This is a genomic window from Streptomyces sp. NPDC031670 (genome assembly GCF_055580545.1).
The window spans coordinates 162,800-176,718 of record NZ_JBVILC010000009.1; the positions used below are offsets into that span (position 1 = coordinate 162,800).

Annotated in this window: 14 protein-coding genes; 12 read left to right on the forward strand and 2 right to left on the reverse strand. The window is 73.1% G+C overall.

Going from position 1 to position 13,919, the window contains the following annotated elements; translation table 11 throughout:
- The first annotated feature begins 1 nt into the window (after position 1).
- The 11 genes from ACZ5ID_RS19025 to ACZ5ID_RS19075 all read left to right on the forward strand — a co-directional run bounded on the left by ACZ5ID_RS19025 (position 2) and on the right by ACZ5ID_RS19075 (position 11,591).
- The gene (locus ACZ5ID_RS19025) at positions 2 to 1,243 is read left to right on the forward strand and encodes a glycosyltransferase (protein WP_468899097.1); all 1,242 of its coding nucleotides are present in this window, start codon (positions 2 to 4) and stop codon (positions 1,241 to 1,243) included.
- A complete protein-coding gene (locus tag ACZ5ID_RS19030) occupies positions 1,240 to 2,490 on the forward strand; it encodes a class I SAM-dependent methyltransferase (RefSeq protein ID WP_468899100.1) in 1,251 nt (416 codons plus the stop codon). Before ACZ5ID_RS19025 ends, ACZ5ID_RS19030 begins: the two co-directional genes overlap by 4 nt.
- Entirely contained in the window at positions 2,487 to 3,281 is a 795-nt protein-coding gene (locus tag ACZ5ID_RS19035) for a glycosyltransferase family protein (RefSeq protein WP_468899103.1), read from the forward strand. Before ACZ5ID_RS19030 ends, ACZ5ID_RS19035 begins: the two co-directional genes overlap by 4 nt.
- Positions 3,278 to 3,925, forward strand: a complete 648-nt coding sequence (locus tag ACZ5ID_RS19040; protein ID WP_468899106.1) for a PIG-L deacetylase family protein — start codon at positions 3,278 to 3,280, stop codon at positions 3,923 to 3,925. The genes ACZ5ID_RS19035 and ACZ5ID_RS19040 overlap by 4 nt, the downstream gene beginning before the upstream one ends.
- Positions 3,926 to 3,928: 3 nt before the next feature.
- On the forward strand, positions 3,929 to 4,954 hold the full coding sequence (locus ACZ5ID_RS19045) for an NAD-dependent epimerase/dehydratase family protein (RefSeq protein WP_468899109.1): 1,026 nt from the start codon (positions 3,929 to 3,931) through the stop codon (positions 4,952 to 4,954).
- A 17-nt stretch (positions 4,955 to 4,971) separates the two neighbouring features.
- Positions 4,972 to 6,228, forward strand: a complete 1,257-nt coding sequence (locus ACZ5ID_RS19050; RefSeq protein ID WP_468899445.1) for a DUF4910 domain-containing protein — start codon at positions 4,972 to 4,974, stop codon at positions 6,226 to 6,228.
- 5 nt (positions 6,229 to 6,233) lie between these two features.
- The gene (locus ACZ5ID_RS19055; protein WP_468899112.1) at positions 6,234 to 7,523 is read left to right on the forward strand and encodes a hypothetical protein; all 1,290 of its coding nucleotides are present in this window, start codon (positions 6,234 to 6,236) and stop codon (positions 7,521 to 7,523) included.
- Complete coding sequence (locus tag ACZ5ID_RS19060) at positions 7,520 to 8,467, forward strand: glycosyltransferase family 2 protein (protein WP_468899115.1); 948 nt, start codon at positions 7,520 to 7,522, stop codon at positions 8,465 to 8,467. Before ACZ5ID_RS19055 ends, ACZ5ID_RS19060 begins: the two co-directional genes overlap by 4 nt.
- A complete protein-coding gene (locus ACZ5ID_RS19065) occupies positions 8,464 to 9,693 on the forward strand; it encodes a polysaccharide pyruvyl transferase family protein (protein ID WP_468899118.1) in 1,230 nt (409 codons plus the stop codon). The genes ACZ5ID_RS19060 and ACZ5ID_RS19065 overlap by 4 nt, the downstream gene beginning before the upstream one ends.
- Positions 9,690 to 10,241, forward strand: a complete 552-nt coding sequence (gene rfbC / locus ACZ5ID_RS19070) for a dTDP-4-dehydrorhamnose 3,5-epimerase (RefSeq protein WP_468899121.1) — start codon at positions 9,690 to 9,692, stop codon at positions 10,239 to 10,241. The genes ACZ5ID_RS19065 and rfbC overlap by 4 nt, the downstream gene beginning before the upstream one ends.
- A gap of 84 nt (positions 10,242 to 10,325) precedes the next feature.
- Positions 10,326 to 11,591: a glutamate-1-semialdehyde 2,1-aminomutase gene (locus ACZ5ID_RS19075; RefSeq protein WP_468899448.1), complete on the forward strand. Its 1,266-nt coding sequence runs from the start codon at positions 10,326 to 10,328 to the stop codon at positions 11,589 to 11,591.
- A 7-nt stretch (positions 11,592 to 11,598) separates the two neighbouring features.
- Here ACZ5ID_RS19075 and ACZ5ID_RS19080 read toward each other — a convergent pair whose 3' ends face one another.
- Both ACZ5ID_RS19080 and ACZ5ID_RS19085 read right to left on the reverse strand, forming a co-directional pair.
- A complete protein-coding gene (locus tag ACZ5ID_RS19080) occupies positions 11,599 to 12,285 on the reverse strand; it encodes a phosphatase PAP2 family protein (RefSeq protein ID WP_468899124.1) in 687 nt (228 codons plus the stop codon).
- 157 nt (positions 12,286 to 12,442) lie between these two features.
- Positions 12,443 to 13,408 (reverse strand): pirin family protein, encoded by a 966-nt coding sequence (locus tag ACZ5ID_RS19085; protein ID WP_468899126.1) that lies wholly within the window; start codon positions 13,406 to 13,408, stop codon positions 12,443 to 12,445.
- A 148-nt stretch (positions 13,409 to 13,556) separates the two neighbouring features.
- Between ACZ5ID_RS19085 and ACZ5ID_RS19090 the strand changes: the two genes are divergently transcribed.
- Positions 13,557 to 13,907 carry a tetratricopeptide repeat protein gene (locus ACZ5ID_RS19090; protein WP_468899129.1) on the forward strand — a complete coding sequence of 117 codons (351 nt, stop codon included), beginning with the start codon at positions 13,557 to 13,559 and terminating at the stop codon, positions 13,905 to 13,907.
- Positions 13,908 to 13,919 lie beyond the last annotated feature (12 nt).

Sequence of the window (13,919 nt, forward strand, 5' to 3'; positions counted from 1 at the left end):
CATGCGTGTCCTCGTGGTGCACAACCGCTACTCCTCGGCGCAGCCGAGCGGAGAGAACAACGTCGTCGACCAGGAGGTGGACCTGCTGCGCAGCGCGGGCCACCGGGTGGAGGTCTTCGAGCGGCGCAGCGACGACATCGCCGCCCGCTCCCTGCCGGGCAAGGCGGCGCTGCCGCTGCTCGTGCCCTGGAACCCGGCGGTCCGCACCGAACTCGCGGCCCGGCTCCGCGCCGAACGGCCCGACATCGTCCACATCCACAACGTCTTCCCGCTCCTGTCGCCCGCGGTCCTCACCGCGTGCGCCGACGCCGGTGTGCCCGCGGTCGCCACGCTGCACAACTACACCCAGGTCTGCCCGCCCGGCACGCTGCAACGGGACGGCCGGCCGTGCACCGAGTGCGTCGGCGGGACGCCGCTGCCCGCCGTCCGGCACGGCTGCTACCGCGGCTCGCGGCTCGCCACGGTGCCGCTCGCGGTCAGCCTGTCGGTCAACCGGCGGCGCTGGTGGTCCGGCGTGGAGCGGTTCTTCTGCATCTCCGCGGCGCAGCGCGAGGTCCTGGTGCGGGCCGGTATGCCGTCCGAACGGCTGGCGGTGAAGCACAACTTCGTGCCCGAGCCGGACATCCGCCGTACGGGCGACGGTGAGCATCTGCTGTATCTCGGCCGGCTCGCCGAGGCCAAGGGCGTACGGCTGCTGATGGCCGCGTGGGACGCGCTCGCCGCGGACGGCGGGGCGGGCGTGCCGCTCGTCATCGCCGGCGCGGGGCCGCTGGAGCCGGAGGTGACCGCCTGGGCGGCGGGCCGGGACGACGTGCGCTGCGTCGGTCTGTACGACCCCGCCCAGTGCCGCCGGGCCATCGCCCGAGCGGTCGCGGTGGTGGCGCCCTCGACGTGGCTGGAGGCGTTCGGCCTGGTGGTCGTGGAGGCGATGGCGGCCGGGGTCCCGGCCGTCGCCGCCGGGCACGGCGCCTTCGTCGAGCTCGTCGAGGACGGGGTGACCGGGCTGCTGCACCGGCCCGGCGAGGCCGCCTCGCTGGCGTCCTGTCTGCGCCGGATCACGGCGGATCCGATCGGTAACCGGGAGCTGGGCCGGGCGGCCCGGCACCGTTACGAGCAGGGGTTCAGCCCGGCCGTCGGGCTGGAGCGCCTGGTGGAGGGGTACCGCACCGCGATCGCGGGGCGGTCGGCACTGGCTCGCGCCGGGGACACCCGCGCGAACAAGGGGGATGGGGACAGCAGATGACACGATGCCGACTCTGCGGCTCGGAAGCGATGGCGAGCGTCGTCGACCTCGGGGCGACGCCGCCGTGTGAGAGCTTTCTCGCCGCGGACCAACTGGACCGGCCGGAACCGGCGTACCCGCTGCATCTGCGGGTCTGCACCGACTGCTGGCTCGCGCAGATCCCGCCGCTGATCACACCGGAGGAGACGTTCACGCAGTACGCGTACTTCTCTTCCTACTCGACTTCCTGGGTGGAGCACGCGCGCACCTATGTGGCGGACGCCGTGCGGCGGGTGGGGCTGGGCCCCGACGCGTTCGTGGTCGAGGTCGCGAGCAACGACGGGTATCTGCTGAAGCACGTGGTGGAGCGCGGGATGCGCTGTCTCGGCATCGAGCCGTCGGTGAACGTCGGCGCCGCGGCGCGGGACGCGGGCGTGCCCACGCTCACCGAGTTCCTGAGCCCGGACACCGGCTCGGCCGTCCGCGCCGAGCACGGCCCGGCGGACCTGGTCGTGGCCAACAACGTGTACGCGCACATCCCGGACGTGGTCGGCTTCACCCGGGGGCTGCGCGCCCTGGTCGCCGACGACGGCTGGGTCTCCATCGAGGTGCAGCACCTGCTGACGCTGATCGAGGAGAACCAGTACGACACGATCTACCACGAGCACTTCCAGTACTACACCGTCGCCTCCGCGATCCGGGCGCTCGCCAGCGGTGGACTCGCGCTGGTGGACGTCGAGCTGCTGCCCACGCACGGCGGGTCCATCCGGCTGTGGGCGCGGCCGGCCGAGGTGGCGGGCGAGCCGAGCCGCCGGGTGGCCGACGTGCTGGACCGGGAGAAGGCGGCCGGGCTCCAGGAGCTGTCCGGGTACGCCCAGTTCTCCGCCCGCGTGGCCAAGGTGCGCCGCGACCTCCTCAAGTTCCTCGTCGAGGCGGCCGAGCGCGGTCAGACGGTCGTCGGCTACGGCGCTCCCGGCAAGGGCAACACCCTGCTCAACCACTGCGGTATCCGGCCCGACCTGCTCGCGTACACCGTCGACCGCAACCCGTACAAACACGGCAGGTTCACCCCCGGCACCCGTATCCCGATCCTGCCGCCCGAGCGGATAGCCGCCGACCGGCCGGACTACGTCCTGGTCCTGCCGTGGAACCTGCGGGCCGAGCTGACCGAGCAGTTGTCCTTCGTGCACGAGTGGGGCGGCCGGCTGGTCTTCCCCATCCCGGAACTGAGCATTGTCGACGTCGCGTCGAGGAAGGTCACAGCATGAAGGTCGTCCTGTTCTGCGGCGGTTACGGGATGCGCATGCGCAGCGGGTCCTCCGACGACATACCCAAACCCATGGCGATGGTCGGCCCCCGGCCGCTGATCTGGCACGTCATGCGCTACTACGCGCACTTCGGCCACACCGAGTTCATCCTGTGCCTGGGGTACGGGGCCCACCACATCAAGGACTTCTTCCTCAACTACGAGGAGACGACGTCCAACGACTTCGTGCTGCGGCGCGGGAAGACCGAGCTGCTGTCGACCGACATCGCGTCCTGGACGATCACGTTCGTGCAGACCGGCGTCGAGTCCCCGATCGGGGAGCGGCTGCGCCGGGTGCGGCACCACCTGGAGGGCGAGGAGATGTTCCTCGCCAACTACGCCGACGTGCTCACCGACGCCCCGCTGCCGCGGATGATCGACCGGTTCGCCCGGCGCGACGCCGGCGCCTCGATGATGGTGGTGCCTCCGCAGTCCTCGTTCCACTGCGTGGAGTTGGGCGAGGACGGCCTGGTGGGGGGCATCACCGCGGTGAGCGAACTGCCGCTGTGGGAGAACGGCGGCTACTTCGTGCTCCGCCAGGAGATCTTCGACCACATACCGGAGAACGGCGACCTGGTCGCCGACGGATGCGCCCGACTCGCCAAGCAGGGACGCCTGATGGCGCATCAGCACCGCGGCTTCTGGAAGCCGACCGACACCGTGAAGGAGCGGGCCGCGCTCGACGACGCCTACGCCAGGGGCGAGCGTCCCTGGGCCGTGTGGGAGCGGGACGGCGCGGGGGCGCGGGCGTGATCCGGCTCAGCGCCGGACGCCCGGACCGGATCGCCGCGGTGGGCGCGCACTGCGACGACATCGCCATCGGCGCCGGGGGCACCCTGCTGACCCTGTGCCGCGCCCGGCCGGGTGTCCGTGTCGACGCGCTGGTGCTAAGCGGCGGCGGCGGTGAGCGGGAGCAGGAGGAGCGGGCCGCGCTCGCCGCCTTCTGCCCCGGCGCGGATCTGCGGCTGACCGTGCTCAAACTCCCCGACGGCCGGCTGCCCGTGCACTGGGACGAGGCCAAGGCCGCGGTCGAGGAGCTGCGTGAGCGCACCGACCCGGATCTCGTGCTGGCCCCGCGCACCGAGGACGCGCACCAGGACCACCGCGGCCTGGCGAAGCTGATACCCACCGCCTTCCGCGACCACCTCGTGCTCGGCTACGAGATCGTCAAATGGGACGGCGACCTCGGCCGGATGGCGGCGTACCAGCCGCTGTCGCCGGAGACCGCCGAACAGAAGGTGCGGCTGCTCCAGGAGCACTACCCCTCGCAGCGGCACCGGCCCTGGTACGACCGGGAGGCCTTCCTCGGCCTCGCCCGTATCCGCGGCATCGAATGCCACGCCCGCTACGCCGAGGCGTTCGCCGTCACCAAACTCATGCTCGACCTGGGGGACTGAACTGTGCGTGTACTACTGACCGGACACCAGGGCTATCTGGGCACCGTGATGGCCCCGGTGCTCGCCGCCGCCGGACACGAGGTCGTCGGCCTGGACGCCGGCCTGTTCGCCGACTGTGTGCTGGGCCCGCGGCCCGTGGACCCGCCCGGGCACCGGGTGGACCTGCGGGACGTCACGGCCGACCAGGTGGCCGGGGTGGACGCCGTGATCCACCTGGCCGCGCTCTCCAACGACCCGCTGGGAGCGCTGGCACCGCAGCTCACCTACGACATCAACCACCACGCCTCCGTACGCCTCGCCCGGCTGGCCCGCGACGCCGGTGTGCGGCGCTTCCTGTACGCGTCGACCTGCTCGGTCTACGGCGCCGCCGGTGGCGGCGGTCTGGTGGCCGAGGACGCCCCGCTGCGCCCGGTCACGCCGTACGCGGAGTCCAAGGTGCGGGTGGAGGACGATCTGCACGACCTGGCCGACGGCGACTTCAGCCCGGTGTACCTGCGCAACGCCACCGCCTTCGGCTACTCGCCCCGGCTGCGCGCCGACATCGTGCTCAACAACCTGGTGGGCCACGCCCTGCTCTCGGGAGAGGTGCTGGTGCTCTCCGACGGCACCCCGTGGCGCCCGCTGGTGCACGCCGGCGACATCGCCCGGGCCTTCACGGCCGCGCTGACCGCGCCGCGCGAGGCGGTGCACGACCGGGCGTTCAACATCGGCAGCGAGACCAACAACGTCACGGTCGCCGAGATCGCCGAGCAGGTCGCCGAGGCGGTGTCCGGTTCGAAGGTCAACATCACCGGGGAGAACGGCGCCGATCCGCGCTCGTACCGGGTCGACTTCTCCCGGTTCCGCGCGGCGGTCCCCGGCTTCGACTGCGAGTGGACGGTGAAGCGGGGCGCGCTCGAACTCGCCGACGCCTACCGGGCCCACGGGCTGACCCGGGAGGCCTTCGAGCAGCGCTTCACCCGCCTCGCCGTGCTGCGCGCGGCGTCCGACGCGGGCGCGGTCGACGACACCCTGCGGTTGCGCCGGTGACCGGCGCCGGCGAGGAGATGCACGCCCTGGTGGAGCGGTTGTACCCGCTGTGCCGGAGCATCACCGGCGACGGTGTGCGCGCCACCCTGGACATCGTCGGCGAGTACGTCCCGCTCCAGGTGCACGAGGTGCCGACCGGGACGCGGGTGCTCGACTGGACGGTCCCGCAGGAGTGGAACATCCGGGACGCATACATCGCCGACGCCACCGGCCGCCGCGTCGTCGACTTCGCCGCGTCCAGCCTGCACGTGCTCGGCTACAGCGTGCCGGTGTCCGCGACGATGCCCCTGGCCGAGCTGCGCGACCATCTGCACACCCTGCCGGAGCACCCGTCCTGGGTGCCCTACCGCACCAGCTACTACAAGCCGACCTGGGGGTTCTGCCTCGCCCAGGAGACCCTGGACGCCCTGCCGGACGGCGAGTACGAGGTGCGCGTCGACTCCACGCTCGCCGACGGCCACCTCACCTACGCCGAGCACGTCGTCCCCGGGCAGGTCACCGAGGAGGTGATCGTCTCCTGCCACGTCTGCCACCCGTCGCTGGCCAACGACAACCTCGCGGGCATCGCGGTGGCGGTGTTCCTGGCCCGGGCGCTGGCGGAGCGAACGCCGTACTACACCTACCGGTTCATCTTCGCGCCCGGCACCATCGGGGCGATCACCTGGCTGGCCCGCAACGCGGAACGGGTGCGGGAACGGGTCAGGCACGGCCTGGTGCTGGCCTGCGCCGGGGACCGGGGCGCGTTGACGTACAAGCGGAGCAGGCGCGGCGACGCGGAGATCGACCGGGTGATGCGGCACGTGCTGACCGCCTCCGAACGCCCGCACGCGATAACCGGGTTCACCCCGTACGGCTACGACGAGCGGCAGTACTGCTCGCCCGGGTTCGACCTCGGTGTGGGCTCGCTCAGCCGGACCCCGTACGCGCGCTATCCCGAGTACCACACCTCCGCGGACAACCCGGACTTCGTCTCCGCGGAGGCGATGGCGGACACCCTCGCCGTCTGCCGGGAGGCGTTCGCCGTCCTCGACCGCAACCGGCGGTACGTCAACCTCAGCCCCTACGGCGAGCCGCAGTTGGGCCGGCGCGGGCTGTACGACTCGCTCGGGGGCCGCAGCGACGCCAAGGAGACCGAGATGGCGATGCTGTGGGTGCTCAGCCTCTCCGACGGTGAGCACACCCTGCTCGATGTCGCCGAGCGGTCCGGGCTGCCCTTCGGCGCCGTCGCCGCCGCGGCCGACGCGCTGCACGGCGCCGAGCTGATCAAGGAATGACTCCGATGACCACCGAGGGGGAGAAGGCGACGGCACCGGCCGGCTCCGCCCGGCGGGCGCTGGTCGGCCGGCTGTCCTGGGGCCTGGCCGACCAGGCGGCCTCCAGCGTGAGCAACTTCGCGGTGGGGATCTATGTGGCGCGCTCGCTGGGGGTGACCGCGTTCGGCGTGTTCAGCCTGGCGTGGGTGACCTACGGCGTGGTGCTCAACGTCTCCCGCGGCCTTGCCACCGATCCGCTCGTGGTGCGCTTCAGCGGGGTGCCGGAGGCCGCCTGGCGGGGGGCGGTGGCCCGGTCGTCGGGTACCGCGCTCGGTGTCGGCGCCGTGCTCGGTGCGGTGTGTGCGGTGGTCGGCCTCGCTCTCGGCGGCCGGGTGGGGCCCGCGTTCGCCTGTCTCGGGTTCATGCTGCCGGGGCTGCTGCTCCAGGACGCCTGGCGGTACTCGTTCTTCGCCGCGGGCACCGGCCGGAAGGCGTTCGTCAACGACGTCGTGTGGGGCGTCGCGCTCGTCCCGGCCATGGTCGTGGCGGCCCACGAGGGCACCGTGGCCGCCTTCGTCCTCGCCTGGGGCGCGTCCGCCACGGTGGCCGCGGCGTACGGCTGCGTCCAGTCCGGCATCCGGCCCCGGATGACGCAGGCACGCGGATGGCTCCGCGAACAGCGCGACCTGGGCTACCGCTACCTGGTCGAGAACGTCAGCCTCAGCGGCGCCAACCAGCTGCGGGCGTACGGGCTCGGCGCGATCGTCGGGGTCGGCGCGGTGGGCGCGGTCCGGGGCGCCGAACTGCTGCTCGGCCCGTTCCTCGCCGTACTGATGGGCCTTTCCCTGGTCACCGTGGCGGAGGCGGCACGGGTACTGCGGCGGGCCCCGCACCGCCTGGGCACGTTCTGTCTGATGCTGGGCGGCGGACAGGCCGCCGCCGCGCTGCTGTGGGGCGGGGCGCTGCTGCTGATGCCGGACCGGCTCGGCGCGCTCGTACTCGGCGACGTCTGGCACTCCGCCTCCCAGCTCATCCTGCCGGTCACCCTCGGCGTCGCGGGCGCCGGCCTCGGCACCGGGGCCGCGGCCGGGCTGCGCGCGCTCGCCGCGGCCCGGCGCAGCCTGCGCTGCCAGCTGTTCGCCTCCGCCTGCTACGTCGGCGGCGGGCTCGGCGGGGCGACCGCGGCCGGCACGGTCGGCTCGGCCTGGGGCGTCGCCGTCGCGACCGGCTGCAGCTCGGCCGTGTGGTGGTTCCAGCTGCGGTCCGCCCTGCGCGAGCACCATCACCACCCCATCCCCGAAGTGAGGACCTCATGACCGACCGCCCCAGGCTGAGCATCGGCCTGCCCGTGTACAACGGCGAGGAGTACCTGGCCGAGTCGTTCGACGCGCTGCTGGGCCAGACCTACGAGGACTTCGAGCTGGTCGTCTCCGACAACGCCTCCACCGACGGGACCGAGGACATCTGCCGCCGCTACGCCGCGAAGGACTCGCGCATCCGGTATCTGCGGCTGTCCCGCAACATCGGCGCGACACCGAACCACAACCATGTCTTCGCCCGGTCCCGCGGCGAGCTGTTCAAATGGGCCTCGCACGACGACCTGTACGCCCGGGACCTGCTGGCGCGCTGTGTCGAGGCGCTGGACGAACGGCCGGAGATGATCCTCGCGCACACCGGCCAGGCGGTCATCGACGGCGAGGGCCGGGTGACGGTCCCGTACGAGTACACACTCGCCACCGACTCGCCGCACGCGCCGGAGCGCTTCCGCAGCCTGCTGTTCGAGCCCGGCGGCGACGACTTCTACGGGGTGTTGCGGGCCGATGTGCTGCGCCGGGTGAAGCCGCTCGACAGCTACCACCACGCGGACCGCACGTTCGTCGCCGAGATCGCCCTGCACGGGCCGTTCCACCAGGTGCCGGAGCTGCTGTACTTCCGCCGCGACCACCCCACCCGCGCCGAGCGGGCGAACCCCACCAAGCGCGCCCGCTGCGTCAATCTCGACCCGCGCCGGGCGGGCCCGCTGCATCCGACGCCCCGGCTGCTCGCCGAGTACGTCACCGGTTTCGTCGGGGCGATCCGGCGGGCCCCGCTCTCCTCGGCCGACCGGCGTGCCTGCTACCGCCATCTGGCCGCGTGGATGGCCAGCCGGGCCCGGCCGGGCGTCGGCGAGCGGGTGGAGGACCGCGCCCCGGTCGACCCGGACCGGTTCACCGTCTCGGTGGACGCCCTCGTCGCGGGCCGTGAGGGGAGGCAGGCGTGAGCGCCGTCCGCGTCGGGGTGTTCGGTCTGCTCGGCTCGGGCAACCTCGGCAACGACGGGTCGCTGGAGGCGCTGCTCGGCTATCTGCGCGCCGAGCACCCGGAGGCGGTCGTGGACGCGCTGTGCGGCGGCCCGGAGGCCGTGTCGGCGCGGTACGCGATCCCGGCGACGCGGCTGCACTGGTACCGCGGGGAGTACCGGACCGCGTCACGCGCGGGCGCGGTCGCGGCCAAGGGCCTCGGCAAGGTCGTCGACGTCTTCCGCACCGCCGCCTGGGTGCGCCGGCACGACGTGGTGATCGTGCCGGGCATGGGCGTCCTGGAGGCCACCCTGCCGCTGCGGCCGTGGGGCTTCCCGTACTCGCTGTTCCTGCTCTGCGCGAGCGGCCGGCTGTTCGGCACCCGGGTCGCGCTGGTCAGCGTGGGCGCCGCCGCGATCGGCAGCAGACCCACCCGGACTCTGGTGCGCTGGTCGGCGCGGCTGGCCGCGTACCGCTCGTACCGGGACGCCCCGTCCCGCGACGCGATGCGGGAGATGGGCGTGGACACCGCGCGCGACGGGGTCTACCCGGACCTCGCGTTCGCCCTTCCGACGCCGGAGGCGGCAAAGGCGGCGCCGCCGGGACCGCCGGGCACGGTCTGCGTCGGCGTCATGGCCTTCCACGGCGGCGACGACGACCGCGCCCGGGCCGAGGAGATCCACCGGCGCTACCTCGACGGGGTGACCGGATTCGTCCGCGCGCTGGTCGACGAGGGCAGGCCGGTCCGGCTGCTCACCGGCGACCGGGTCGACCGGCCGGTGGTCGCGGCGATCCTCGCCGCGGTGGACTCACCGCTGGTCACCGTCGCCGAGACGGCCTCGCTGGCCGATCTGATGAGGGAGACGGGGGCGGCCGACACCGTGGTGGCGACCCGCTACCACAACCTGATCTGCGCGCTGAAGGCCGGCACGCCGACGCTCGCCCTGAGCTACGCGGCGAAGAGCGACGCGCTCATGGCCAGGATGGGCCTGGGCACCTACCGCCACCCGGCCCGCGAGGTCGACACGGACCGGCTGATCGAGCAGTTCCGGGAGCTGGAGAAGGACTCGGCCCGGCTGCGGCGGACCCTCGCCGAACGGACACTCATCGCCGCCCGGCAACTGGAGGGCCAGTTCGCCGAGTTGACCGCGGTCCTGTTCCCGACCAACGGCCCCACGCAGGCCCACGCCCGGCAGGAGACTCCATGAAGGCGACCGAAGTCCCGCGGATCGCGGGCGCGTACCTCTTCGAACCGACACCGTACGCCGACGAGCGCGGCTTCTTCTGCCGCACCTTCGACGCCGACGTGATCCGCTCGGTGGGCCTCGATCCGGACGCCTTCGTCCAGGACAGCCTCTCCCGCTCGGTCCGGGGCGTGCTGCGCGGTCTGCACCTGCGCTCCGGCGCCGGCGAGGCCAAGCTGGTGCGGTGCTCGTACGGGCGGGTCTTCGACGTGGTCGTGGACCTGCGGCCGGACTCACCGACCTACCGAGAGTGGACCTTCTTCGAGCTGTCCGGCGAGACGCAGACGACCCTGTACATCCCGGCGGGGTGCGCGCACGGTTTCCAGGCCCTGACCGAGACCGCCGACACCTCGTACCGGATCGACCGCCCGCATGATCCGGCCGAAGACGTGACGATCGCCCACGACGACCCCGAACTTGCGATTGACTGGCCGCTGCCGGTCACGTCGATGTCGCGGCGGGACCGGGAGGCTCCGGGCCTGGTGGAGGCCCTGAAGCACATCGAGAGGTGAGGTCGCTTGGACACCCAAGGCACGGAAGACACGTGTGAGTTGCGCCTGCCCCGGTCGCGGCTGGCGAACGAGCGGCTGCACGCGATGGTCCCCGGCGGCGCGCACACCTACGCCAAGGGCGACGACCAGTACCCGGAGAACCTGGCCCCGGTCATCAGCCACGGCCGGGGCGCCCATGTGTGGGACATCGACGGGAACCGGTACATCGAGTACGGGTCCGGGCTGCGCTCGGTCAGCCTCGGTCACGCCCATCCACGGGTGACCGAGGCGGTACGGCGGGAACTCGACCGCGGCAGCAACTTCGTCCGGCCGTCCATCGTGGAGGTCGAGGCCGCCGAACGTTTCCTGGCCACGGTGCCCACCGCCGAGATGGTGAAGTTCGCCAAGAACGGCTCCGACGCCACCACCGCGGCGGTGCGCCTGGCCCGTGCCGCCACCGGGCGCGAGCGGGTGGCCCTCTGCGCCGACCATCCGTTCTTCTCCGTCGACGACTGGTTCATCGGCACCACGCCGATGTCCGCCGGTATTCCGGCGGCCACCACCGAACTCACCGTGGCCTTCCCCTACGGGGACCTGGCGGCCACGGAGAGACTGCTCGACCGGTACCGGGGCGAGGTCGCCTGCCTCATCCTCGAACCCGCCTCCCACACCGAGCCGCCGCCCGGCTATCTGACGGGCCTGCGCGAGCTGGCCGACCGGCACGGCTGCGTCCTGGTCTTCGACGAGATGATCACCGGTTTCCGCTGGTCCGAGGCGGGCGCCCAGGGGCTGTACGGCGTCGTCCCCGACCTCTCCACGTTCGGCAAGGCGCTGGGCAACGGGTTCGCCGTCTCCGCGCTGGCCGGGCGCCGCGACCTGATGGAGCTGGGCGGGCTGCGTCACCCGGGCGACCGGGTGTTCCTGCTGTCCACCACGCACGGCGCGGAGACGCACTCGCTGGCAGCCGCGATGGCCGTGCAGACCACCTACACCGAGGAGGGCGTCACCGCGCGGCTGCACGCCCTCGGCGAGCGGCTGGCCGCCGGTGTCCGCGAGGTGGCGGCCGGCGCGGGCGTCGGCGACCATGTGGTGGTCCGCGGCCGGGCCAGCAATCTGGTCTTCGCCACCCTCGACGAGAACGGGCGGCCCTCGCAGCGGTACCGCACGCTGTTCCTGCGCCGGCTCCTGGCGGGCGGGGTGCTGGCCCCGTCGTTCGTGGTGAGCGGCGCCCTGGAGGAGGCCGACATCGATCACACCGTGGACGTGGTGGCGCAGGCGTGTGCGGTGTACCGCAAGGCACTGGACGCCGCCGACCCCTCCCCCTGGCTGGGGGGACGGCCGGTGAAGCCGGTGTTCCGCCGACTGGTCTGACGGAACGTCAACGAGCCCTGTCCGGGACGGGGTCGGGCCGTCCGCCGACCCGTCGCCCGGCCGCGCGGTCGATCAGCCACGCGGTCGCCGGTACCACCGCCAGCGCGGTGCACCAGCCGCCGAGGACGTCGGTCGGGTAGTGCGCGCCGAGGGCGACCTGCGCCCAGCCCATCACGGCGCCGGCCGCCAGCGCCGCGGCGAGCACGAGGGACGTACCGGCCGCCCTGCCGAGGCCCGGACGGCCGGACGCGGGCAGCGCCATAGCGAGGGCGAGCGCGGTCGCGAAGGCGGTGTGCCCGCTCGGGTAGGACAGATTGCCGTCGCCGTGGATGGTCCGTCCCACCACGTGCTTGAGGAGCGTGGCCGTCCCCACGGCCGCGCCCACGCCCACAACGACGAGGACCGCCGCGCGAGGACGCCGCAGCAGCAGGCAGCCCGCCACGAGGGTTGCCACCAGCAGCACCGAACCGGCGGGCTCCCCCAGGAAGTCCAGGGCCAGAGCGGCTCGCCGCCACGGCGGCCCGACACTGTCCGCCGTCGGCGGGACGAGCCACCGGTCCACCCCGCCGGGCTCGCCGCGGCCCGCGTACAGGACTCCGAGCGCGGCCACCACCAGCGCGGCGAGGACCGCGATCAGCCCGAACCGCGCGCGCAACGGCGGGGGCAGCGCCTCGGGCGCCCTCCGGCCGGTCACCTGCGCGCCACCCGCCGCCGTCAAGACGCCCACCCCCGAGAGACCGCCCGTGCCGCCCCCCGCGGCACCGGAAGCAGTCTCCCCCGCGCCACCCCGGCCCACAACGCGTTCTCCCGAACTCCCGTCGTACGGCCGGGAGTTGTTCCCGTCGTACGGTTCAGCGCACCCGTCCCCGCGGCTTCAGCGGCACCGGCGGGAGCTCCGGGGCCGGGAGCGGGGCGCCGTCGTAGCCCTTGACCGTCCCGAAGCGGCTGCCGTCCATCCACTCCGCGCGCGCCCGCGCGATGTCCTCGGAGGAGCGCCCGATGAAGTTCCACCACATCACGATCTCCTCCTCGAACGGCTCGCCGCCCAGGAGCATCAGACCCGCGTCGGAGAGCGCGTGCAGGGGGAGTTCGGTGCGACCGCAGCCGAGGTAGAGCATCGAGCCGGGCAGGACGGGGACGCCGTCCACGCGCGCCTCGCCGGACATCGCCAGGACCGCGTACTCGAAGTCGGGGTCCAGCGGCAGACACAGCTCCGCGCCGGCCGTGAGGGACAGATCGGCGCCGACCAGCGGCGAGTAGACCGTGCCGGGCGAGGCCGCGCCGTCGAGCTCACCGAGGATCACCGTGGCCCGCAGGCCCGGCGCGGTGACCGTGGGTAGGTCCGCGTGGTGCTGGAAGTGCGGTTCGGTGTGGCGGTGGGCCTCGGGCAGGGCCACCCAGAGCTGGGCGCCGTGCAGGAGGCGGGCGTGCTCGCGGGGGCTCTCCTCGGAGTGGCTGATCGCCCGCCCGGAGGTCATCAGCCCGAGCTCGCGCGGGCGGACGGTCTGGAGGCTGCCCAGGCTGTCGCGGTGCAGCACCTCGCCCTCGTGCAGCCAGCTCACCGTCTGGAGCCCCATGTGCGGGTGCGGCGGCACCTGCATACCGGGCTCGCCGGCGATGTCGTCGGGGCCGTAGTGGTCGACGAACGCCCAGGCTCCGACCATACGGCGGCCGAGGTTCGGCAGCAGCCGGCGGACCTCGGTGGACTCGCCGAGCCTGACGGTGCGCGGCGACAGCAGCTCGCGCACCGGCTCGGCGGCGACGAAGCCGCGCCCGCCGCACACGGAGAGAGTGGCCTGACGATCGAGATTGCTCATACCGGTCAACCTATTCCTGTCGGGTGCCCGGTGGCAGCCTCCCACGCGACGGGACGAGAGGTGGTGGAATTTTCAACCATCACGGGGCGTTGGCGCCGTCGTACCAGCAGGACCGGGCCCCGCCCGGCCAGCCCAGGAAGGACGTGTCGTGGCCGACAGCTACTACGAGTTCGGGACCACCGCCGAGCGCTGGGACCGCGCCCAGCGGTTCTTCGAGGCGAAGGAGTACGTCACGGCCGTACGCATCCTGACCGGCATCGTCGACGAGGTGCCCGAGCAGGTCGCCCCGCGACTGCTGCTCGCCCGCGCCTACTACCACTCCGCCCAGCTCAGGAAGGCGGAGGCGGAGCTGCGTGCGGTCCTGGAGCGCGACCCTGTCGAGCGGTACGCGACGCTCATGCTCGGCCGCACCCTGGAGCGCCAGGGCCGGTCCGGGGACGCGGCCCGCTATCTGCGGCTCGCCGCCGCCTTCGACGGGGACGTCGCGGCACGGCCGTGACCTGCGGGCACG